Genomic DNA, 20270 nt, shown 5'->3' with positions numbered 1-20270 from the left:
TGTAGCAGACTATGGAATTGTAGGAGACTACAGTAAGATTGTTCCAATGCTGACACAAGCAATTCAATCACGTGAAGAGACATTGTAAAAATTTGTCGATGGATATATACTAGAAAGGTAGTGTGGACAAATTAAGAAGATGAAGGAGTTTAGTTAAGATGTTAAATGTTGAGGAGATTGAAGAGGTATTGGATCGCAAGGTGCGTCCTGAATTGGCCTTACATAATGGAAATATCCAAATCGAAAGACTTGAGGGAACAGTGCTATATGTGCGATTTACCGGGCAGTGCAGCGGATGTCCTTCTGCTGATTTGACAACCGAACAGGTGGTGGAAGCGAATCTAAAGGAGGCATTTCCAAGCTTAGAGAGAGTGGTTCTTGAGATGGGAGTCAGTGATGAGCTTCTGGAAGAAGCACGGCGTTTAATGAAAAAACGACATTTATAATTTTAATAATTCAATAACATCATAAAGAGATGGGAGAACGGAAAAGGTCATTGCTGTAATTTCTGGCGTAGGAGTTACAAGGTCTGGAATCATAACAGGTTTTAGCCCTGCAGCAAAGGCAGAACGTATCCCATTTGGAGCATCCTCCAATGCAAAACATGTGCTGGGGGGTGCTTCAATTAGTTTGCAGGCAATTTGATAGATTTCAGGATCAGGCTTTGAACGTTGTACCATATCTCCAAACACCTGTGCATCGAAGTAATGGTTAATCCCCTGGGTTTCCAACAGATGTAGAGCATGGGCTCGCCGGGAGGAAGTGGCAAGAGCAATTTTAAAATGGTTGTTTTGGGCATAGGAAAGAAGCTCTTTCGCTCCTGGCTTAAGAGGAATACCTTCTTTTTCCATAATCTGATAAAAGGCTTCTCGCGTAAGGGAAGAAAATTCATCCATTGGAAAATCGGAAGAAATATTTTCTCTGAAATACTCCTCCCGTCCTTTGACGTTTAGTCCAATTGTATGGTAAATATGAGAACCTATACCGGGAAGGCTTAAAGCCTCCCCAGCCAGATTCCAGGCTCTTTGTACAACTCGTTCAGAGTCAAACAAAAGACCGTCTAAATCAAACACAAGTCCTTGAATCATAAGAAACCTCTTATTTTTTAATATTGAAAGCGTTCATTCCTGGATAAGCAGCAGAATCACCAAGCATTTCTTCGATGCGGAGAAGCTGGTTGTATTTTGCCACACGTTCACTTCTGCTTGGGGCTCCTGTTTTGATTTGTCCGGAATTAAGAGCGACAGCCAAATCCGCAATTGTGGTGTCCTCTGTTTCACCGGATCGGTGAGAAACAATACTGGTAAACCCAGCTTTATGAGCCATTTTAATTGCATCTAAAGTTTCGGTTACAGAACCAATTTGGTTCAGTTTAATCAAGATGGAATTACCACAGTGTTCTTGAATTCCTTTTTCCAAACGGTTCGTGTTGGTAACGAATAAATCGTCTCCTACAAGCTGGACACGGTTTCCAAGAACTTCCGTCATATATTTCCAACCTTCCCAATCCTCTTCATCTAATCCATCCTCGATGGAATAAATTGGATACTTGTCACAAAGGCTCTTCCAATGCTCAACAAGTTCTTTGGAAGTGAATTTTTTGCCGGATTTTGGTAAAATATATTCGCCCACCTGATCGCTTTTCCATTCACTGGAGGCAGCATCCATTGCAAGAACAAAGTCACTGCCTGGTTTATAGCCAGCTTTTTCAATTGCTTCCAGAATACACTCAATGGCTTTTTCATCACTCTCTAAGTTCGGAGCAAATCCCCCTTCATCTCCTACGGAAGTTGTAAGTCCTCTTTCTTTTAGTAATGCAGCAAGGGCATGGAATACCTCAGTACACCATCTTAAACCTTCTTTAAAACTCTTAGCCCCTGCAGGCATAATCATAAACTCCTGAACATCAACGGTATTACTTGCGTGAGCTCCTCCGTTTAAAATATTCATCATAGGTACTGGCAGCTGGTTTCCGTTTACGCCACCTAAGAAACGGTACAATGGGATATCAAGAGCAAGGGAAGCCGCTCTGGCAGCTGCAATTGATACAGCTAAAATTCCATTTGCGCCCAGATTGGACTTATCCTTGGTACCATCTGCATCAATCATCAGCTTATCTACTTTATAAAGATCACAAGGGTCTACACCAACAAGCAGGTCATTGATTTTGGTATTTATATTATCTACGGCCTTTTGAACCCCTTTACCACCGAATTTTAAAGGATCCTTGTCTCTTAACTCAAGAGCCTCAAATACACCAGTGGAAGCACCACTTGGAGCAGCACCAAATCCTACTGTTCCATCATTGAGATGAACCTCTGCTTCAACAGTTGGATTTCCTCTTGAGTCAATGATTTCTCTGCCAATTACCTTTTCAATTGCTAAATAGTTCATTTAAATTCCTCCTTACAACCAAGTTAGTTAGTTAGTTATTACTACCTCATAATAACTCTCTTTGCAGAACTTTTCAAGATAAACAAATACCAACCATAAAAATGGCTGGCCTTCGTTTGCATTCTGTATTAAAAAAATGTATTTCCACCGATGGTAATTCCGGTGGCATATCCTTCTGTACGAAATTGATACATACCAAGCACGGATTGATGTCTTGCACCGGCTAAAGTATCTGAGGCAACAGAGAAACAAGTTTCTACAGGACCCTTACCAAGAATCCGATCAAGTGCTCCGTTCCAGGTTGGAGAAAACTGGCCTGATTGATAAACAACCTCTGTAATAGAGTTAGGATAGCGAGGACTTTCTACGCGGTTCATAATAATTGTAGCAACTGCCAAGCAGCCTTCATAATTTGAACCTGCCTCGGCCTCCAGGATTGCAGCGAATAAGGTGAGCTCCTCTACAGGAACTACAATGGGCTCTCCTGAGTTACTGACTTCAACGACAGAGGAATTTTTTGCAATCTCAGCTGCAACGGCTGCAGCGCGAGCACGTTCAAGCTCTTCAGCAAGTTTATTCTTATATTCTGTGAGTTGACCTTCAGCAGAAGCAATTTGTTCCGTAAGTGCTTTTTGTGAATCCGACAGGGAATCCTGCTTCTCTTTCAGTTCTTTTTCTTTTTCGACAACGTTTGTTCGTATGGCTTGAAATTCTTCAAGCATATCACGGTCGTATTCTGTTATTGTTGTAACATATTCAGCATTTGCCAGAAAATCGGCCATGCTTTGAGAGGCGAATAAGGTTTCCAAGAGGGCGTGTGTACCACCTTCATACATAAACCGAATTCGTGATTTCATTGACTCGTAATGCCTGTCTTCGCTAAGCTTAGCGGAGGCTAAGTCAAGTTTTGCCTGTTCGATCTGAGAATTTATGTCTTCAATATTTGCAGAAGTATCAGATAGATTTTGTTTTAAAGCAGCAACCTGTGAATCAAGGTCTTCTACTTTCTTTTCCAGTTCCTCGGATGCGCGAACATCCATGGGTATGGTACCAACAACCAGCAAGACAAATGCAAGGGTAATAGCTGATAAACCGGAAAATAGTTTTCCTTTCAAACTCATAATCTTATATCCTTTCTCAAGTGCGAATGCTCAGATATTATACTATAAATTGCTTTATAAAGCAAGATTTGCTAAAATGAACGTAATGCGTAAGAAAGAAGGTGGACGTGATTTATCCAATCATTAGAGGAAAAGGTTATTTTAATATAGAAGACACCCCAGTTTTGGATTTTTTGGGAGTACTTGAAATCGGATTTATTGAGCGTGATGAGAAAGGGATAGAAAGTCTTTTAAAAGAGATTGACTTGCAGGGCAGGGATGTTTTAGAGGTCTATGATGAAGCATGCCAGGTGATGGCGAAAGAAGTCGAATTTGTGATAGCAAATACGATGTATGGGGCTTTTGCAGTTTTAGCCGATAACCAATATGAGTCCAGTGCCCTTTGTTTTAAGTCGATTTGGAAGATGTGTGCTGATAAATTAGAAGATGACTTGATTCTAATGGTGCCTACGAAGGAGACACTTCTTTTTGCACCGAAATCAAACCCATCGGTGGTGGAGCAAATGGTGGATCATGGAAAAAGAGCAATTGCTTCGGGAATGGAGAAAATCAGTGAGGTTCTTTTTATTTATTTGAAGGAAGAAGGAGAGATAAGAGTTTATGAATAAGATTAAACTTGTAGCATTTGACTTGGATGGTACTTTGCTGACGGAAAAAAAAGAGGTAAGTGAAAAAACGATGACATCTCTTGAGGGGTTAGCGGATAAAGGGATATGCCTCATGCCTACTACAGGAAGACCTATGAGCGGGATTCCGAAAGAGGTCATGAATTTGAGAGGGGTACGCTACATTATTTCAGCTAACGGGGCTCGTGTTTTTGATAAGGAAAAAGATGCTTTCATTCGAGAGGAATTAATTCCGGAAGCCGTTTGCGAAAGAGTTCTAAACATTTTGTTGAAATATGATTGTATCAAAGAAATTTATTACGATGGTGTTGGATTTGTGGAAGAAGAAGAGCAGAAGAAAATCAAGAGCTATAATATGAGTCCAGCGATTATTCAGTACTTTCTAGATACAAGAAAGCCCGTTAAGAGTATTATGGGAAAATTTCGTGAAGAAGGCCGGGACTTAGATAAGATACAAGGTCTGTTCAATGACCTAGAGCTAAGGGAGAAGGCAGTAAGGGAGCTTTCTGAGATAAAGGAAATAAAAATGACTGCGGCCTTAGAAAGTAACATTGAAATCAATTTAAGAAGCGTAAACAAGGGAACTATCTTGATGGATATGGTTAAAATGTTAGGAATAGAGCCAGAAGAGGTTATGACCTTTGGGGACGGAGACAACGACGTAGAGATGCTTGAAATGGCAGGGATTGGCATTGCTATGGGAAATGGTGTGGCAGTAGCAAAGGAAGCAGCAGATTACGTGACAGGCACAAATGAAGAAGAAGGGGTGGCTGAAGCTATCAAAAAATATTTTGAGGAATAAAGGAGAGTCAAGATGCTTGATATTATAAAGGTAATAATACTTGGGATTGTGGAGGGGGTTACAGAGTGGCTCCCAGTCAGCAGTACCGGTCATTTGATTTTGGTAGGAGATTTGTTGAGCCCAAATCTGTCAAAACAATTTATGGAAATGTTTAATGTTGTCATCCAGCTTGGTGCCATTATGGCAGTTGTGGTTTTGTATTTTCATAAATTGAATCCCTTCTCGCCGAAGAAAAATAAGAAGCAAAAGCTGATGACCTGGCAAATCTGGGTAAAGGTTTTAATTGCATGTGTTCCTGCAGGAATTATTGGTGTACTATTTGATGATGTAATCGATAAGATTTTTTACCGCCCAGGTGTTGTGGCAATAATGCTTGTTGTATACGGTGTACTTTTCATTGTAATTGAGAACAGAAATGTAAATCAAGAAGTACGTGTACACTCTATTTCACAGTTAAATATTCAAATGCTTTTATGGATTGGATTCTTTCAAATGCTTGCATTAATTCCCGGAACCTCCCGGTCAGGGGCAACCATTATCGGGGCATTAATCATTGGTGTATCAAGAAGTGTGGCGGCGGAATTCACTTTTTTCCTGGCGATTCCAGTTATGTTTGGCGCAAGCTTCTTAAAGCTGTTAAAATTTGGCCTTCATTTTTCCGGAAAAGAATTTGGACTATTAATCTTAGGATGTCTGGTATCCTTTGGAATTTCTGTTTTCGCAATTAAGTTCCTGATGCAATACATTAAAAACCATGACTTTAAAGTTTTTGGGTGGTATCGAATTGTATTGGGTATCCTGATTATTTTATCAATGTTAGCGAAATTAATCATTGGATAAATACTTTCAAATTTATTAGGAATATGATAAGATATAAAGGATATTGTATATTTATACAGTTTGGAAAAAGTTATTGAAGGAGAACGTAAAATGAAAAGAGGATTTAGTGTACTATTAATTGCTGTATTGATGCTTTCATTAGCAGCATGCGGAAAAAAAGAAAAGACAACATTGGTAATGGCAACAAATGCAGAATTCCCACCATATGAATACTATGATGGAGATAAAATTGTAGGAATTGACGCAGAGATAGCAGAGGCGGTAGCAAAGGAATTAGGCCTTGAGTTAAAGATTGAGGATATGGCCTTTGACTCTATCATTGCAGCAGTAACCTCAGGAAAAGCTGATATTGGTGCAGCTGGAATGACCGTTACAGAAGAACGAAAAGAAAACGTAAACTTTACGGATACTTATGCCCATGCTTCACAGGTAATTATCGTAAAGGAAGGCAGTTCAATTCAGTCTCCAGATGATTTAGAAGGAGCAAAAATCGGAGTTCAGCTTGGTACGACTGGAGACATTTATGCAGGAGATATTAAGGATGCAGAAATTGAACGATACAGTAAAGGATTTGAAGCAGTTCAATCTGTATTACAAGACAAGGTAGAAGCAGTAATCATTGATAATGAGCCGGCAAAGAGATTTTTAGAGGAAGCAGAGGGTCTTGTTATTTTGGACGAAGCATTTACAGAAGAAGATTATGCAATTGCTGTAGCAAAAGACAATGATGAGCTTGTAGATGATATCAATGCAGCATTGAAAACATTGAAAGAAAATGGAACTTTAGATGAAATTATTGCCAAGTATATTAGTGCAGAAAAGTAGATAGGGAAAAACAATGTTCAGTAATATAAGTGATAAATTATATAAAACCCTGATTTATAAAGATCGGTATAAGTATATACTGGACGGCTTTGGGGTCACCTTGCAGGTGACCTTCTTTGCTGTTCTTATTGGAATTTTAATTGGATTTTTGGTGGCAGCAATTCGATCAACCCATGACAAGACGGGCAAAATGAAAATTGCAAATGTGATTTGTAATTTGTATCTTACAGTGGTACGGGGAACACCAGTGGTTGTACAGCTTATGATTATTTATTATGTGGTATTTGCCAGCGCTCCTGTAGGGAAAGTGTTCGTAGCAGTTATGGCTTTCGGATTAAATTCAGGTGCATATGTGGCAGAAATTTTCCGTTCCGGGATTATGTCCATATCACAAGGTCAGTTTGAAGCAGGAAGAAGTCTGGGCTTTACCTATGCACAGACTATGCGCTATATTATCATACCTCAAGCCTTTAAAAATGTATTGCCAGCATTAGGAAATGAATTTATTGTGCTTTTAAAAGAGACATCTGTTGCTGGATATATCGCGTTACAAGATTTGACAAAATCGGGAGATATTATAAGAAGTCAGACCTATGATGCCTTTACCTCATTAATTACGGTGGCAATTATTTACTTGATTCTTATCTTGATCTTTACAAAGCTTGTAAGCATCCTGGAAAGGAGGTTGAGAAGCAGTGACCACTAATAAAGGTGAAGTAATTATAAAAGTAGAAGATTTACATAAAGTTTTTGGAGAGCTCCACGCAGTAAATGGCATCTCAGAAGAAATACGAAAGGGTGAAGTTGTGGTAATTGTTGGACCTTCAGGTTCTGGAAAGTCTACATTTCTTCGTTCTTTGAATCTATTAGAAGTACCTGACAAGGGGCGTATTTTATTTGAAGGAATTGATATTACAGACAAAAAAGTCGATATTAATCGTCATAGACAAAGGATGGGGATGGTGTTTCAACACTTTAATCTTTTTCCTCATAAAACAGTGATGGAAAATATTACGCTGGCTCCGATTAAGCTTAAGGGGATAAAGGAAGTGGACGGGAAAAAGCGTGCTATGGAGCTGTTGGAAATGGTGGGATTGCCAGATAAGGCAAATACTTATCCTTCAAAATTGTCAGGGGGACAAAAACAAAGAATCGCAATTGTAAGAGCTCTTGCGATGGATCCGGATGTTATGCTTTTTGATGAGCCAACATCGGCATTGGATCCAGAAATGGTTGGAGAGGTATTAGAAATTATGAAGACCCTTGCCCGGGAAGGGATGACAATGGTAGTTGTTACTCACGAAATGGGCTTTGCTAAAGAAGTGGCGAACCGTGTCATTTTTATGGATGAAGGAGTAATCAGGGAACAAGCATCTCCAAAAGAGTTTTTTGAAAATCCAAAGGACACAAGACTTCAGGAATTTCTATCAAAAGTATTATAAATGAAATATAGAGAAATCATTACAGGAATTTTTATCAAAAGAATAAATCGATTTATCGCCCATGTTTATATTGGCGGAAAAGAAGAAGTTGTTCATGTGAAAAACACCGGAAGATGCAAAGAGCTGCTTATTGAAGGCGTGGAAGTTTTTTTAGAGCCGTCTCAAAATCCCAACCGGAAAACCAAGTGGGATTTGATAGCAGTTCAAAAAGGAAAGCGGTTAATAAACATGGACTCCCAAGCACCGAATCAGGTGGTGAAGGAATGGATTTCAGAAGGTGGTCTTTTTAAGGATGTGACACTTTTGAAACCAGAATATACCTATGGATCTTCACGATTTGATTTTTATCTTGAAACGAAAAGCCAAAAGGTTTTAATTGAGGTAAAAGGAGTAACGCTGGAACGGGATTCGGTGGTTCTTTTCCCCGATGCACCAAGCATACGGGCTGTAAAACACGTACAAGAACTTGCCCGTGCATCCAAACAAGGATATGAGACTTATGTTATCCTTGTGATTCAGATGCAGGGCGTTTCTTACTTTGTACCAAATTACGATACTCACCGGGAGTTTGCCGAGGGGCTTAAGGAAGCGGCAAAAGAAGGGGTACATGTATTGGCGTATGACTGTAGGGTAGAGCGGGATTCATTGCAAATTAATCAGTCGGTAAAGGTGGTTTTAGAAGAGCAGGCTTTATATGAGATGCCGGGAAAACTCATCCCCTGGTACCGGAAGAATAAGAGGGATTTACCTTGGAGAAAGGATCCTACACCTTATCATATATGGATATCCGAAATTATGCTGCAGCAGACCCGGGTTGAGGTAGTAAAGGCGTATTATAAGAGGTTTCTGGAAAAACTTCCGACAATTGAAAGCCTTGCAGAGGCCAAGGAAGAAGAACTTTTGAAGTTATGGGAGGGCTTAGGATATTACAGCCGTGTACGAAATATGCAGAAGGCATCCTTGCAGATTTTACGAGAATATCAAGGAGAATTTCCTCATGACTATAAAGAGCTGCAGAAGTTAAAAGGAGTAGGGAGCTATACAGCGGGGGCAATTGCCTCTCTTGCTTTTCATCTTCCTTACCCGGCAGTGGATGGAAATGTACTAAGAGTTCTTTCCAGAGTTTTAATGCTGGAGGACGAAATCAATATGCCAGCAACAAAGAAAAAGATGGAAGAACTATTAAAGCCGGTTGTTCCTCAGAATGCTGCCTCGGACTTTAACCAGGGGCTTATTGAACTGGGGGCAATTGTATGCCTTCCCAATGGCGAACCTAAATGCCAGGAATGTCCGCTCAATACGCTGTGTAAAGCCTATATCAGGGATGAGATTTCCTCCTATCCTAAGAAGGGAAAGAAGGAAAAAAGAAAAATTGAGTTAAAGACAATTTTTATGATTCGGGATGGAGAACGTATTGCAATCCGAAAAAGACCAAAGACAGGTCTGCTGGCAGGGCTTTACGAATATCCAAATGTAGAAGAGCATTTAACAGAGAGTGAGGTTTTAGAGTTTCTAAAGAAAAAGAGTTTTGCTCCCTTGCATTTAAAGAAGCTTCCGGAATCAAAACACGTTTTCTCGCATATTGAATGGCAGATGATAGGTTATGATGTTCGAGTTGATTCACTTGCAGATTATCGGGGTGAGGATTATATATTTGTATTGCCAGAGGAGATTGACGAGAAATATGCGTTTCCGACGGCATTTAAAAAGTACCTCAGATGTGATTGAAATCGAATCCATCTGAGGTACTTCTTTATAATAATTCTGAGTCCATTTTCATATTTTTGTACTCTGCGACAGAACGGTCAAAGGACTGAATGTGTTTTAGGAACCATTCCGCTACATTTTCATCTACTTTTTTGACAAAGTCATCAGAAGGTCCTTCTTGATCTGCTAACATTTCCTGCAGCTCTTTAATGGTTTGTTTAAACATAGAATGTTGGGCTTTGTGTGTGTCGATATTGGGATAGGCAATATCTTCCTGCAGTTTTTCCTCCGCATTAAAGTGAAAAACAACGTAATCTGATAAATAATCCAACGTATTAACTGCAACAATCTTTTCATTCCCCTGATCCAGGCTGTGCTGTAGCTTGTTGATTCGACCAATCAGCTCTTTGTGCTGTTCGTCAATCATTTCATTTCCGGTAACTAATTCTTCGGTAAACTCTGCATACATAATAACGTCCTCCTATTCATTTTTTATTTTTCATACAGTACAGGGTGCTGCGACATATTTGGTGCTTTTTTATCCTGTCGTGCATAAACAAACTGATACACAACTCCAGCCAGGACAAAAGCCGCAATTACATCTGTAACTGAATGTTGTTTCAAGAACATGGTTGATAATATAATCAAAATGGACAGTCCATAAGTAATTCCTTTGATATAGATGTGTGATTTTAATTTACTGCATCGTTTTACTGCAATACAGACACCTAAGGTGTTGAAAACATGAATACTTGGTAACACATTGGTCGGTGTATCTGTTCGGTAAAGACACCGCACCATGTCAACAAAAATATTATCCCGTTCAAAGTAATACGGTCTTAACTCCAAGGCAGTTGGAAAAAAGGTGGAAATCACTAAAAAGGCAGTCATTCCAATAATCAAAAAGCCGGCCAGGCTATAGAAGGCTTTGGTATCTGTAAACATAAAGTAAATGGAAAAAAATGCAATGAATGCAAACCATAGCATATAGGGGATGATAAAATACTCAATAAAAGGTATTGAATCATCTAAAGGTGAATGAATAATATAATGGTTTGTTGTATTTTCTCGTTCTTCAAGGTAAATAAACCAGGGCATATAAATAAAAAAATAAAGTAAGACCCAACTGTGTTTTAACTTACTGAATTTCATAAGACATCACTCCTTGCATTTCCTAATGAGTTACAAATCATTAAAGGAAGTATAACACGAAAGCAAGGGCGCAACAAGAAAGTTCATGAATTCTTCAGAATATCAGGGTCTTCAAAAATAATCATAGAATAGTGGGTTTTTCCGTAGGAAATATCCTTATCCGTGCGCAAGGTCCAAACTCCATAGGGTAAATGTAAAACACGAAACAGCAGTACATTTGTAAGCGTCTCTGTTCCTGGAAACTGATAAGATATAAAATCTGGCCGTCCTATGAAATTTGACAAAAGGTGGGTGAGAGAGAAGCGGTGAACAAATTTCTCGGAATCCTTCCGCTCAAATCGGTGAGAGGAAAGCTGTCCCCTTAAAACCTCGCTGGCATTCTTCTTGAACCAATAAAGAACGAGAGGATTAAAGCTTTGTATTAAATAAGGCCCCGTATAGGTTTTTAACAATCGATAGGTTTCCCTGCAAAGGCGGTAGTTGTTATTTGGCATTTTAATTTCAATCAGAAGAGGAACCTTACCATCTACGAGAGTCAGGACATCTCTTAAAAGAGGAATTTTCATACCGGTTCTGGCAAGACTGAATTGTCGAAGTTCCTCATAGGAGTAGTCCTTTACAAATCCGTCAGCATTGCAGATTCTTTTCAAGGAATCATCATGAAAAACCACAACCTCTTTATCTCGTGTCATCTGGACATCTAACTCAATTCCATAATGGTTTGATATGGCATTGGAAAAAGCAGCCATGGAATTTTCCGGAATCCCCTTATGTATGTTGTGGTAACCACGGTGGGCAAATTTTTCGCCTATATATTGTTTCATCTCTTCCTTTTTTGAAAACCTGGGAAAGATTAAAAACAAATAGAGACTGATTATAAAAATCAAAAGTAAAATAATTGTAAGTATCATGAGCAGCACATCCTTTGTATTAACGTTTTACAACGCGAAGTGTCTTTCCTTCTAAGGTCACATGAATTTTATTGTGTAAAAAAATGGGTTCACCATCAGTGTGAATGGGAAGAGGTACTTCGCTATTGATTATAATATTTTTTCCTTCCAGAATAGAGATGCCTTTAAAATGTGTATGGAGGCCTCTGTATGCCAGCGGAAGTAAAAGCAAGATTTTTAACTTGGGAAGATTGTGGGCAATCACAATGTTTAGTATAGAGTCATTGACAACAGCCTTTGGAGCAAACATAAATCCGCCACCCTCATACTTCAAATTCATGGCAGCAGCAAACAGGACTTTCTCATATTTTGTGGTTTTTCCGTCCACTGTAATACTCATAGAGGAAGGTTTTGCTTTAATCAACTGTTGAAGGGCAACACCGGCGTAAGCTAATTTTCCCAGTTTAATTTTATTAAAAAAAGTTTTTAAATGAGAGACAACAATCTGATGGCAAACAGCCGCGTCAAATCCAAGGCCAGAGCTGACGCAGAATCGGCGTCTTTTTTGATTTCCATAGCCAATAATCCCAACATTAATAGGAACACATTCCTTCGGATTTAAAATCCCAGCTAAAGCTTCTAGTGGGTTTTGAGAAAGAGAAAGACCTCTTGCAAAATCGTTGCTGGAACCAATGGGCACATATCCCAGGATTACTCTTTCAAGATCAAAAATCCCATTCACAACCTCATTTACAGTACCATCACCACCTAAAACAATGATGTTATGGATGCCTTCTTGTTCCGTGATTTTTCTGGAAATTGCAGTAGCGTGGCGCTGATATTTTGTTTCATAGACTTGATAGTCTACATTCTTGTCTACCAGAACCCGCTCAATGGTATTCCAGGTATCTTTTCCCAACCCAGAGCGTGCGTTTGGATTTACAATAAAATGATACATAAATTCCTCCTAGATAAAGAGTCCGTCAAGGTATAGATGAAGTGAGCGTTCCATGTTTTCGGAGAATTTCGCGTCACCATTTTTTAGACACCACTCAAAAACATTTCCAATTACCAACATGCGAATATCCGTTGTTACTTCTTCTAAAGAATATTTCAAACGAATTGTATTGCTGTCCACAGCCTTCTTAAGATATTCTTCTACGGTTACGATAGGATAGGGACGCTTTGTACGTATTGTAGGATTCAAAGATTGGTTTTTGGGAGTGTAAAAATTTGAGATAAAGGAAACACCAAGACTTTCACAGTATTCAACGTAATTTTGATAAACCGTGATAATCATGGATTTTACGTCATCTGAGGTTCTGGGTGGTTCTAATAAATTCGGATTAATGACCGGTTGTTTTTCGATGTAATAGGAGAGCAAATCATCTTTTGTTTGAAAATGATGATAGAAACTCCCATTTGAAACTCCGGCCTCCTCGCAGATATTTTTAATCGAGAGTTTTTCGTAACCTTCTGTCTGTAAAATATGCTTAGCGGCTTGAAAAATCTTCTCTTTTGTTTCTTCAGATTTTAGTTGTTGTCTGCTTTTCATTTGTCAGAGTCCCTTCAATAAAATTATCACTTTAGTATAGCATACTTTCGTTGAAAAAACCAAAATTATCAGCTATAATTATGGAGATGTTTTAGAAACAGAAAGGACGTAAACAAAGTGGATATTAATCAAATCATAACGAGTGAATTAAACGTACAGAAGTGGCAGGTAGATGCCGCTGTTTTATTGATTGATGAGGGGAATACGATTCCCTTTATTGCCAGATACAGGAAAGAAAAAACGGGTTCATTAGATGATGAACAGTTACGTAAGCTGCATGAACGCCTGAACTATCTTCGGAATTTAGAAGAAAGAAAAGCGCTTGTCATTGCCAGTATTACAGAACAAGGGAAGATGACAGAAGAGCTTCAGGCTGAGATTGAAAAGGCAGATACGCTGGTCCGGGTGGAGGATTTGTACCGTCCGTATAAGCCAAAGAAAAGAACGAGAGCTACGATTGCAAAAGAGAAGGGGCTGGAGCCTCTGGCAAATATTTTATTGCTTCAAAAGACAGATAAGACCTTGGAAGATGAAGGGGCAGCATATGTGGATGAAGAAAAAGGTGTTGCCACAATAGAGGATGCAATAAATGGAGCGAAGGACATTGTAGCAGAAGGAATCTCTGACCAGCCGGCTTATAGAGAGTATATCAGAAAGCGCACCATGGATAAGGGGATTTTGATTTCTGAAGCAAAGGATCCAAAGGCAGAGTCTGTGTATGAGATGTATTATGATTTTGATGAGCCGGTAAAGAAATTGGCAGGTCATCGGATTTTAGCATTAAACAGAGGTGAAAAAGAAAAGTTTCTTTCCGTAAAAATTGAAGCACCAGTGGAGGAAATTCTCGGATACCTGGAAAAGAAAACCATCCTTGGAGCCAATGAAAATTTGAGCCGGCACTTAAAGGATACGATTGCAGACAGCTATAAGAGATTAATCGGACCAGCAATTGAAAGAGAAATCAGAAATAGCTTAACAGAGAAAGCTGAGGATGGGGCGATAGAAGTTTTTGGAAAAAACTTAGAGCAGCTTTTGATGCAGCCTCCAATTGCTGGAAAAACAGTGTTAGGATGGGATCCGGCATTTCGTACAGGATGTAAACTGGCAGTGGTAGACCCTACGGGAAAAGTAATTGGCACGACGGTTATTTATCCCACAGAACCAACTACACCAAAGAAAATCCAGGCTTCCATGGATATGTTAAAGAAGATTATTGAAAAATATAATGTAAGTCTTATTTCCTTGGGAAATGGAACTGCTTCAAGAGAGTCCGAACAGATTATTGTGGATTTATTAAAAGAAATTCCCCAAAAGGTATCTTATGTGATTGTAAATGAAGCGGGGGCTTCCGTTTATTCTGCCAGCAAGCTTGCGACAGAAGAGTTCCCCAAATTTGATGTGGGACAGAGAAGTGCTACAAGTATTGCCAGACGTATACAAGACCCATTGGCTGAGTTGGTAAAAATTGACCCGAAATCCATAGGCGTTGGGCAATATCAGCATGATATGAATCAGAAAAAACTTAGTGAAACTTTAAGTGGTGTTGTAGAGGATTGTGTGAATAAGGTTGGAGTGGATTTAAATACTGCTTCATGGTCTTTGCTCTCCTATATATCCGGGATTAATACTACTTTGGCGAAAAACATTGTTGCTTATCGAGATGAAAATGGAGTGTTTCATAATCGAAAAGAACTGTTGAAGGTGGCAAAGCTTGGACCGAAGGCTTTTGAGCAGTGCGCAGGATTTATGCGAATCAAAGATGGAGACAATCCACTGGATACAACGAGTGTGCATCCAGAAACCTATAAAGCAGCAAAGAAATTATTACAGAAGCAAGGATTCACAGAAGAGGATATTGCTGGTGGAAAGCTGGTGGGATTATCTCTGACAATCAAGGATTACAAGAAACTTTCGGAGGAGTTAGAAGTTGGGGAAATTACTCTGAGGGATATTGTAAAAGAGCTGGAAAAACCGGGACGTGATCCCAGAGATGAGATGCCAAAGCCGATTCTTCGCACAGATGTATTAGATATGAAGGATTTAAAAGAGGGTATGATTCTAAAGGGTACCGTTCGAAATGTGATTGACTTCGGCGTGTTTGTAGATATTGGAGTACATCAGGATGGTTTGGTACACATTTCAGAAATTACAGATAAAAAGTTTATTAAACATCCTTTGGAGGCGGTTCGTGTTGGGGATATCGTGGATGTAAAGGTTTTAAGTGTGGATATGAAAAAGAAACGTATTGCACTTACCATGAAAGGTATTGTCTAGGAGGAAAACCATGAAAAGAAAATGGATCAAACGAGCAGAGATGATTTTGGGAGTCGTAGCAGGAAATGCAATTTTAGCATTGTGTGTTGCTGCATTTATTGTTCCAAAAGGCATTATTATGGGAGGGGCAACTGGAATTGGTCTGACCATTAATCATTATCTGAATGCTGATTTGTCATTCGTAATTTTAGTGATTAACGCCTGCTTATTTACGTTAGGTGCCTTTGTATTAGGAAAGAAGTTTGCTCTTTCAACTATTGCCAGTACGTTTATATATCCATTTTTCTTATCTGTTTTTCAACGTATACCAAGGATTACCCAAGGAGTGGAAAGTGAATTTTTGGCAGTGGTGTATGGAGGCGTATTATTAGGAGTGGGTATTGGTTTGATAATTAGAGTGGGCTCATCCACAGGAGGAACAGATATTATTGCTCTTGCTCTAAATAAATGGTTTCATTGGCCAGTGGCTATTCTTTTATACGTGGTAGATTTTGTGGTGCTGGCTTTTCAAATTTCTTTTTCGGATTTTGAACAGATACTCTATGGTATTGTCAATCTTGTACTATGCACAATTGTCTTGAATAAAGTTATTATTCTGGGGAAAAGCCAGATTCAGGTTTTTATTATTTCGAAGGAGTATGAGGCAATCAGGGAATCTCTTCTTAAAAACATTAATGTTGGAGCGACCATGGTGCATATTGAAACTGGGTATGGTAATGAGGAGCAAAAGGGCGTACTTTGTGTATTAAACAACCGACGACTCTACGGAGCAAATGAATTAATCTACAAAATTGATCCTCAGGCCTTTGTGACGATTTCTCAGATTAATGAAGTGAAGGGGCGTGGGTTTAGCCTGGAAAGAGTTGAATATAAAGATTTGACATAATAAGTGAAAGTTTTCTAAAATACCGTATTTCCCCACTTTTCAATGGTATAATACACCTAGATTGATGACAGAAAAGAAAGGGGAAATTATTATGAGTAAAAAAATCGTTGCGATTGTAGGATCTCTGCGAAAGGATTCCTTCAATAGACAACTTGCAATGAAGGCAAAAGAAATCACTGAAAGTGAAGCAGAATTTGAGATTCTTGATATTAGTGATATTCCACTTTTCAATCAAGACATTGAGTATCCTGCACCAGAGGCAGTAAAACGTGTCAGGGATAAAGTGAAAGCCGCAGATGGGGTATGGATTTTCACACCGGAGTACAATCATTATTTTCCGGGAGTGCTAAAAAATTTGATCGACTGGCTGTCCAGACCGATTTCAAGTGAGGAAGGACAAGTCTTAGGAAACAAAAAAATAGCATTGAGCGGAATCACACCAGGTATGTCTGGAACTGCTCTTTCTCAGGATCATCTTGTGGTATTGCTGTCCTTTTTAGATGCAAAGATTATGAATGTGCCAAGGCTTACAATTCCCCATGCCATGAATCTTTTAAAAGATGGAAAGCTGGAGCTTGGTAATAGTGAGAAGTATTTAATTCGTCAAAAAGATGCATTCTTGAAATTTTTAGATTAATGAAGTATAGAGTTGGCGCTTCGCAGTGTGTGCGAAGCGCTTTTTCTTGTGTATCTCAAGTGCATTGTGTTATAATTTGCCTAAATAACGTAGGGGAGGTTCTGACAATGTCTGTAAAAATAAAGGTTCAGTTGGATGAGCAATCTATGGTTGATTTTATGATGTATCAAATATTTACTGGTGGCGTAGGGATTTTATGTATTGTTCTGGGAATTATAAATATTGGTTTGGTATACGTATTTCTTAGTAGGAGAGATTACCCTTTGGCATTGATTTTTGGAGTGTTTATTCTTTTGATATTTGTGATTTTTCCAATGATGATTAAAAGAAAGGTCATTACTCAGATGCGGAGTTCTAACGGGTTGAAGGCACCAGTTTCCTATGAGTTTTCAGATGAGGGAATTAAGACAGTGACGAACAGAGGCTCTGGAAAAGCATCATGGAAGGCTTTTAAAAAAGCTGTATCCCGTAAAGGAATCATAATGCTTTTTGACGGAAAGAAGCAATCGATTATTTTGCCGGTCAGTCAAATGGGCGATGATTATACACAGGTGGTTGATTATATATTTCATAATATGCCGGCACCGGCAGTTCGGATAAACAGGTTAGATAGAAAGAGAAAATAAAATGGTTTATGAAACGTATCAAGAAAGAGAAACATTTGAGCTGGGACAGAATTTGGCTAAGGCTGCAAAGCCAGGCAGCATATTTGTACTAGAGGGAGATTTAGGAGTAGGCAAAACAATTTTCACCAAGGGTTTTGCAGCAGGATTGGGGATAGATGAAGGGATTACCAGTCCTACGTTTACAATTGTTCAAGTGTATGAGGAAGGGCGTTTGCCCTTCTATCATTTTGACGTCTATCGAATTGGTGATGTGGAAGAGATGGACGAAATCGGGTTTGAGGAGTATATTTATTCCAATGGGGTTTCTCTTATTGAATGGGGAAACTTAATAGAAGATATACTTCCAGAACATTACACAAAGGTACGAATTGAAAAAGAACTGGACAAAGGATTTGATTTTCGGAGGGTTACAGTGTGCGAGTATTAGGGATAGATAGTTCTTCACTGGTGGCAGGCATTGCATTGGTAGAAGATGAGATGACCATAGCAGAATATAATGTGAATTACAAGAAAACCCATTCTTTGACTCTTCTTCCTATGTTGGATGAAGTGAAGAGAATGGTGGAATTAGATTTGGATTCTTTGGATGGAATTGCAATTTCGAAAGGTCCGGGCTCTTTTACAGGACTTCGAATTGGAGCCTCTACTGTAAAAGGATTGGGGCTTGCTTTAAATAAGCCGATCATACCAATTCCTACATTGGAAGGGCTTGCCTATAATCTATATGGCAGTCAGAAGTTAATCTGTCCAATAATGGATGCACGAAGGAGTCAAGTCTATACCGGAATTTACAGAATGGAAAAAGAAGTTGAGACAGTGCTTCCTCAGTGTCCAATGGATATTGTGGATTTGATTGAGAAACTCAATGGTCTTGGTGATGAGGTTGTTTTTTTGGGAGATGGAGTACCGGTGTTCCGGGAACGTATACAAGAAGGGTTGAAAGTGGAATATGCTTTTGCACCGCCTCATCTCAATCGTCAAAGAGCAGCGTCTTACGGAAGTTTAGGGATTGAATACCTAAAGCGAGGTGAGATTGTATCTCCAGAGGATTTTCGACCAGACTATTTAAGGGAATCTCAGGCGGAGCGTGAAAGAAGGGAGAGAGAATCATGTGGGAAATAAGAGAGCCGGGGGAAAAAGAACTGGTATCTATTTGTGACATGGAAAAAGTTTCTTTTTCAGATGCCTGGAGTTTGAAGGGAATTGAAGACACCTCCAAAAGAAAAGAAGCGCTCATTTTGGCGGCTTACGATGAAGAAAAAATCATAGGATATGTGATTGCATATTTTGGTGGAGATGAAGGTGAAATCATGCGCCTTTGTGTAAAAGATGAGTATCGAAGAAAAAAGGTGGCAAGCCAGCTTCTTTTAAGCCTGGAGTCGAAAGCCGAGGATCGGGAGATTCGAAAGATTTTTCTGGAAGTGCGGGAAAGCAATGAAGAAGGGATTTCTTTTTACACCGATTATGGATTTTTAAAGGATGGGCTTCGACTGAACTTCTATGATAACCCCAAAGAAGCGGCAATATTAATGAGTAGAGAATTAGGAAAATAAATATTTTATAGATAGAGGTAGATTATGCTAGAAGTTTGTTTGTTAGGAACGGGAGGAATGATGCCTCTTCCCTATCGTTGGTTAACGTCGCTTATGGTGCGTTACAACGGCAGCAGTTTGTTGATTGACTGTGGGGAAGGTACGCAAATTGCAATCAAAGAAAAGGGATGGAGTTTTAAGCCAATTGATGTCATCTGCTTTACCCACTACCATGGGGATCATATCAGTGGTCTGCCGGGCCTTTTGCTTACAATGGGGAATGCAGACCGCACAGAAGATCTTACGTTGATTGGACCAAGGGGCTTGGAAAAAGTAGTGGAGTCGCTTCGGGTAATTGCGCCAGAGCTTCCCTTTAAGCTTCGTTATATTGAGATAAAAGAACCAACCTTTGAGTTGGAAATAAACGGATATATTTTAAAAGCGTATAAAGTAAGTCACAATGTGACTTGTTATGGATATTCGATGGAAATTAAACGGACAGGGAAGTTTGATGTGGAAAAGGCTATGAGTCATGGTATTCCAAAAAACTTCTGGGGAATTTTACAAAATAAAAATACGGTGGAGGATGAAGGAAAAATCTATACACCAGATATGGTTTTGGGACCGGATCGAAAAGGGATTAAACTTGCTTATTGTACCGATACGAGACCGACCCAATCCATTGTGGAGCATGCAAAGGATGCAGACCTTTTTATTTGTGAGGGAATGTACGGAGAACCAGAGAAAGAAAAAAAAGCAAAAGAGTATAAGCATATGACAATGAAGGAGGCTGCAAGGCTTGCAAGAGAGGCTCGGGTAAAAGAGCTTTGGCTGACACATTACAGTCCTTCGTTGAACAGACCGGAACATTACATCGACGAAGTGAGAGATATTTTCAAAAATACGATTGCATCAAAAGATGGCAGGAGTATAAATTTAGTTTTTGAAGAAGATTAGAAAA

The 20270-nt window shown here is 39.2% G+C and carries 24 protein-coding genes; 16 read left to right on the top strand and 8 right to left on the bottom strand.

The annotated features are described in order from the left end of the window. Window positions 1–158: 158 nt before the first annotated feature. Complete coding sequence (locus NHH15_RS12815; protein WP_262067048.1) at window positions 159–446, top strand: NifU family protein; 288 nt, start codon at window positions 159–161, stop codon at window positions 444–446. On the opposite strand, the gene NHH15_RS12810 is transcribed toward NHH15_RS12815, so the two are convergent. From NHH15_RS12810 to NHH15_RS12800, 3 genes are all read right to left on the bottom strand, one after another. After that, window positions 441–1088, bottom strand: a complete 648-nt coding sequence (locus NHH15_RS12810; RefSeq protein WP_262067047.1) for an HAD family hydrolase — start codon at window positions 1086–1088, stop codon at window positions 441–443. The two genes, NHH15_RS12815 and NHH15_RS12810, sit on opposite strands and share 6 nt — an antisense overlap. Before the next feature lie 10 nt (window positions 1089–1098). After that, entirely contained in the window at window positions 1099–2394 is a 1296-nt protein-coding gene (gene eno, locus NHH15_RS12805; RefSeq protein ID WP_262067046.1) for a phosphopyruvate hydratase, read from the bottom strand. 128 nt (window positions 2395–2522) lie between these two features. Then, a complete protein-coding gene (locus tag NHH15_RS12800) occupies window positions 2523–3515 on the bottom strand; it encodes a cell wall hydrolase (protein ID WP_262067045.1) in 993 nt (330 codons plus the stop codon). A gap of 107 nt (window positions 3516–3622) precedes the next feature. On the opposite strand from NHH15_RS12800, the gene NHH15_RS12795 reads away from it, so the two are divergent. The 7 genes from NHH15_RS12795 to mutY all read left to right on the top strand — a co-directional run bounded on the left by NHH15_RS12795 (window position 3623) and on the right by mutY (window position 9778). Beyond that, entirely contained in the window at window positions 3623–4123 is a 501-nt protein-coding gene (locus tag NHH15_RS12795) for a hypothetical protein (protein ID WP_262067044.1), read from the top strand. Then, complete coding sequence (locus NHH15_RS12790) at window positions 4116–4943, top strand: Cof-type HAD-IIB family hydrolase (protein ID WP_262067043.1); 828 nt, start codon at window positions 4116–4118, stop codon at window positions 4941–4943. The genes NHH15_RS12795 and NHH15_RS12790 overlap by 8 nt, the downstream gene beginning before the upstream one ends. Before the next feature lie 12 nt (window positions 4944–4955). After that, complete coding sequence (locus NHH15_RS12785) at window positions 4956–5783, top strand: undecaprenyl-diphosphate phosphatase (protein ID WP_262067042.1); 828 nt, start codon at window positions 4956–4958, stop codon at window positions 5781–5783. A 90-nt stretch (window positions 5784–5873) separates the two neighbouring features. After that, window positions 5874–6608 carry a basic amino acid ABC transporter substrate-binding protein gene (locus NHH15_RS12780; RefSeq protein ID WP_262067041.1) on the top strand — a complete coding sequence of 245 codons (735 nt, stop codon included), beginning with the start codon at window positions 5874–5876 and terminating at the stop codon, window positions 6606–6608. Between the two features lie 13 nt (window positions 6609–6621). Beyond that, window positions 6622–7314, top strand: coding sequence for an amino acid ABC transporter permease (locus NHH15_RS12775; RefSeq protein WP_262067040.1), 693 nt, complete (start codon window positions 6622–6624; stop codon window positions 7312–7314). Further along, the gene (locus NHH15_RS12770) at window positions 7304–8050 is read left to right on the top strand and encodes an amino acid ABC transporter ATP-binding protein (RefSeq protein WP_316044078.1); all 747 of its coding nucleotides are present in this window, start codon (window positions 7304–7306) and stop codon (window positions 8048–8050) included. Before NHH15_RS12775 ends, NHH15_RS12770 begins: the two co-directional genes overlap by 11 nt. Then, window positions 8051–9778: an A/G-specific adenine glycosylase gene (gene mutY, locus NHH15_RS12765; protein WP_262067039.1), complete on the top strand. Its 1728-nt coding sequence runs from the start codon at window positions 8051–8053 to the stop codon at window positions 9776–9778. A gap of 25 nt (window positions 9779–9803) precedes the next feature. Here the strand turns inward: mutY and NHH15_RS12760 are convergent, their stop codons facing one another. The 5 genes from NHH15_RS12760 to NHH15_RS12740 all read right to left on the bottom strand — a co-directional run bounded on the left by NHH15_RS12760 (window position 9804) and on the right by NHH15_RS12740 (window position 13354). Continuing rightward, the gene (locus NHH15_RS12760; RefSeq protein ID WP_262067038.1) at window positions 9804–10226 is read right to left on the bottom strand and encodes a bacteriohemerythrin; all 423 of its coding nucleotides are present in this window, start codon (window positions 10224–10226) and stop codon (window positions 9804–9806) included. Window positions 10227–10249: 23 nt separating this feature from the next. Then, a complete protein-coding gene (locus NHH15_RS12755) occupies window positions 10250–10909 on the bottom strand; it encodes a phosphatase PAP2 family protein (protein WP_262067037.1) in 660 nt (219 codons plus the stop codon). Window positions 10910–10992: 83 nt separating this feature from the next. Beyond that, a complete protein-coding gene (locus NHH15_RS12750) occupies window positions 10993–11820 on the bottom strand; it encodes a glycerophosphodiester phosphodiesterase family protein (RefSeq protein WP_262067036.1) in 828 nt (275 codons plus the stop codon). 19 nt (window positions 11821–11839) lie between these two features. Further along, a complete protein-coding gene (locus NHH15_RS12745) occupies window positions 11840–12757 on the bottom strand; it encodes a diacylglycerol/lipid kinase family protein (protein WP_262067035.1) in 918 nt (305 codons plus the stop codon). Window positions 12758–12766: 9 nt separating this feature from the next. Further along, a complete protein-coding gene (locus NHH15_RS12740; RefSeq protein ID WP_262067034.1) occupies window positions 12767–13354 on the bottom strand; it encodes a TetR/AcrR family transcriptional regulator in 588 nt (195 codons plus the stop codon). A gap of 117 nt (window positions 13355–13471) precedes the next feature. On the opposite strand from NHH15_RS12740, the gene NHH15_RS12735 reads away from it, so the two are divergent. From NHH15_RS12735 to NHH15_RS12700, 8 genes are all read left to right on the top strand, one after another. Beyond that, a complete protein-coding gene (locus tag NHH15_RS12735; protein WP_262067033.1) occupies window positions 13472–15628 on the top strand; it encodes a Tex family protein in 2157 nt (718 codons plus the stop codon). A 10-nt stretch (window positions 15629–15638) separates the two neighbouring features. Further along, window positions 15639–16514, top strand: coding sequence for a YitT family protein (locus tag NHH15_RS12730; protein ID WP_262067032.1), 876 nt, complete (start codon window positions 15639–15641; stop codon window positions 16512–16514). Between the two features lie 91 nt (window positions 16515–16605). Beyond that, entirely contained in the window at window positions 16606–17151 is a 546-nt protein-coding gene (locus NHH15_RS12725) for an NADPH-dependent FMN reductase (RefSeq protein WP_262067031.1), read from the top strand. A gap of 107 nt (window positions 17152–17258) precedes the next feature. Beyond that, the gene (locus NHH15_RS12720; RefSeq protein WP_262067030.1) at window positions 17259–17777 is read left to right on the top strand and encodes a YcxB family protein; all 519 of its coding nucleotides are present in this window, start codon (window positions 17259–17261) and stop codon (window positions 17775–17777) included. A gap of 1 nt (window position 17778) precedes the next feature. Beyond that, complete coding sequence (gene tsaE, locus NHH15_RS12715) at window positions 17779–18204, top strand: tRNA (adenosine(37)-N6)-threonylcarbamoyltransferase complex ATPase subunit type 1 TsaE (RefSeq protein WP_262067029.1); 426 nt, start codon at window positions 17779–17781, stop codon at window positions 18202–18204. After that, window positions 18192–18899 (top strand): tRNA (adenosine(37)-N6)-threonylcarbamoyltransferase complex dimerization subunit type 1 TsaB, encoded by a 708-nt coding sequence (tsaB, locus tag NHH15_RS12710; RefSeq protein ID WP_262067028.1) that lies wholly within the window; start codon window positions 18192–18194, stop codon window positions 18897–18899. The genes tsaE and tsaB overlap by 13 nt, the downstream gene beginning before the upstream one ends. Next, a complete protein-coding gene (gene rimI / locus NHH15_RS12705) occupies window positions 18887–19330 on the top strand; it encodes a ribosomal protein S18-alanine N-acetyltransferase (protein WP_262067027.1) in 444 nt (147 codons plus the stop codon). The genes tsaB and rimI overlap by 13 nt, the downstream gene beginning before the upstream one ends. A 24-nt stretch (window positions 19331–19354) precedes the next feature. Then, window positions 19355–20266: a ribonuclease Z gene (locus NHH15_RS12700; protein ID WP_262067026.1), complete on the top strand. Its 912-nt coding sequence runs from the start codon at window positions 19355–19357 to the stop codon at window positions 20264–20266. Window positions 20267–20270 lie beyond the last annotated feature (4 nt).

It is taken from the genome of Aequitasia blattaphilus, from assembly GCF_024721305.1.
Classification (GTDB): Bacteria; Bacillota; Clostridia; order Lachnospirales; family Lachnospiraceae; genus Aequitasia; species Aequitasia blattaphila.
This window is presented reverse-complemented; position numbering and strand designations above follow the sequence as displayed.

Excerpts from the sequence above, each read along its gene's own strand:
- NHH15_RS12815 (WP_262067048.1), top strand. The coding sequence starts at position 159 with ATGTTAAATGTTGAGGAGATTGAAGAGGTATTGGATCGCAAGGTGCGT.
- NHH15_RS12810 (WP_262067047.1), bottom strand. The coding sequence starts at position 1,088 with ATGATTCAAGGACTTGTGTTTGATTTAGACGGTCTTTTGTTTGACTCT.
- eno (WP_262067046.1), bottom strand. The coding sequence starts at position 2,394 with ATGAACTATTTAGCAATTGAAAAGGTAATTGGCAGAGAAATCATTGAC.
- NHH15_RS12800 (WP_262067045.1), bottom strand. The coding sequence starts at position 3,515 with ATGAGTTTGAAAGGAAAACTATTTTCCGGTTTATCAGCTATTACCCTT.
- NHH15_RS12790 (WP_262067043.1), top strand. The coding sequence starts at position 4,116 with ATGAATAAGATTAAACTTGTAGCATTTGACTTGGATGGTACTTTGCTG.
- NHH15_RS12785 (WP_262067042.1), top strand. The coding sequence starts at position 4,956 with ATGCTTGATATTATAAAGGTAATAATACTTGGGATTGTGGAGGGGGTT.
- NHH15_RS12780 (WP_262067041.1), top strand. The coding sequence starts at position 5,874 with ATGAAAAGAGGATTTAGTGTACTATTAATTGCTGTATTGATGCTTTCA.
- NHH15_RS12775 (WP_262067040.1), top strand. The coding sequence starts at position 6,622 with ATGTTCAGTAATATAAGTGATAAATTATATAAAACCCTGATTTATAAA.
- mutY (WP_262067039.1), top strand. The coding sequence starts at position 8,051 with ATGAAATATAGAGAAATCATTACAGGAATTTTTATCAAAAGAATAAAT.
- NHH15_RS12760 (WP_262067038.1), bottom strand. The coding sequence starts at position 10,226 with ATGTATGCAGAGTTTACCGAAGAATTAGTTACCGGAAATGAAATGATT.
- NHH15_RS12755 (WP_262067037.1), bottom strand. The coding sequence starts at position 10,909 with ATGAAATTCAGTAAGTTAAAACACAGTTGGGTCTTACTTTATTTTTTT.
- NHH15_RS12750 (WP_262067036.1), bottom strand. The coding sequence starts at position 11,820 with ATGATACTTACAATTATTTTACTTTTGATTTTTATAATCAGTCTCTAT.
- NHH15_RS12745 (WP_262067035.1), bottom strand. The coding sequence starts at position 12,757 with ATGTATCATTTTATTGTAAATCCAAACGCACGCTCTGGGTTGGGAAAA.
- NHH15_RS12740 (WP_262067034.1), bottom strand. The coding sequence starts at position 13,354 with ATGAAAAGCAGACAACAACTAAAATCTGAAGAAACAAAAGAGAAGATT.
- NHH15_RS12730 (WP_262067032.1), top strand. The coding sequence starts at position 15,639 with ATGAAAAGAAAATGGATCAAACGAGCAGAGATGATTTTGGGAGTCGTA.
- NHH15_RS12725 (WP_262067031.1), top strand. The coding sequence starts at position 16,606 with ATGAGTAAAAAAATCGTTGCGATTGTAGGATCTCTGCGAAAGGATTCC.
- NHH15_RS12720 (WP_262067030.1), top strand. The coding sequence starts at position 17,259 with ATGTCTGTAAAAATAAAGGTTCAGTTGGATGAGCAATCTATGGTTGAT.
- tsaE (WP_262067029.1), top strand. The coding sequence starts at position 17,779 with ATGGTTTATGAAACGTATCAAGAAAGAGAAACATTTGAGCTGGGACAG.
- rimI (WP_262067027.1), top strand. The coding sequence starts at position 18,887 with ATGTGGGAAATAAGAGAGCCGGGGGAAAAAGAACTGGTATCTATTTGT.
- NHH15_RS12700 (WP_262067026.1), top strand. The coding sequence starts at position 19,355 with ATGCTAGAAGTTTGTTTGTTAGGAACGGGAGGAATGATGCCTCTTCCC.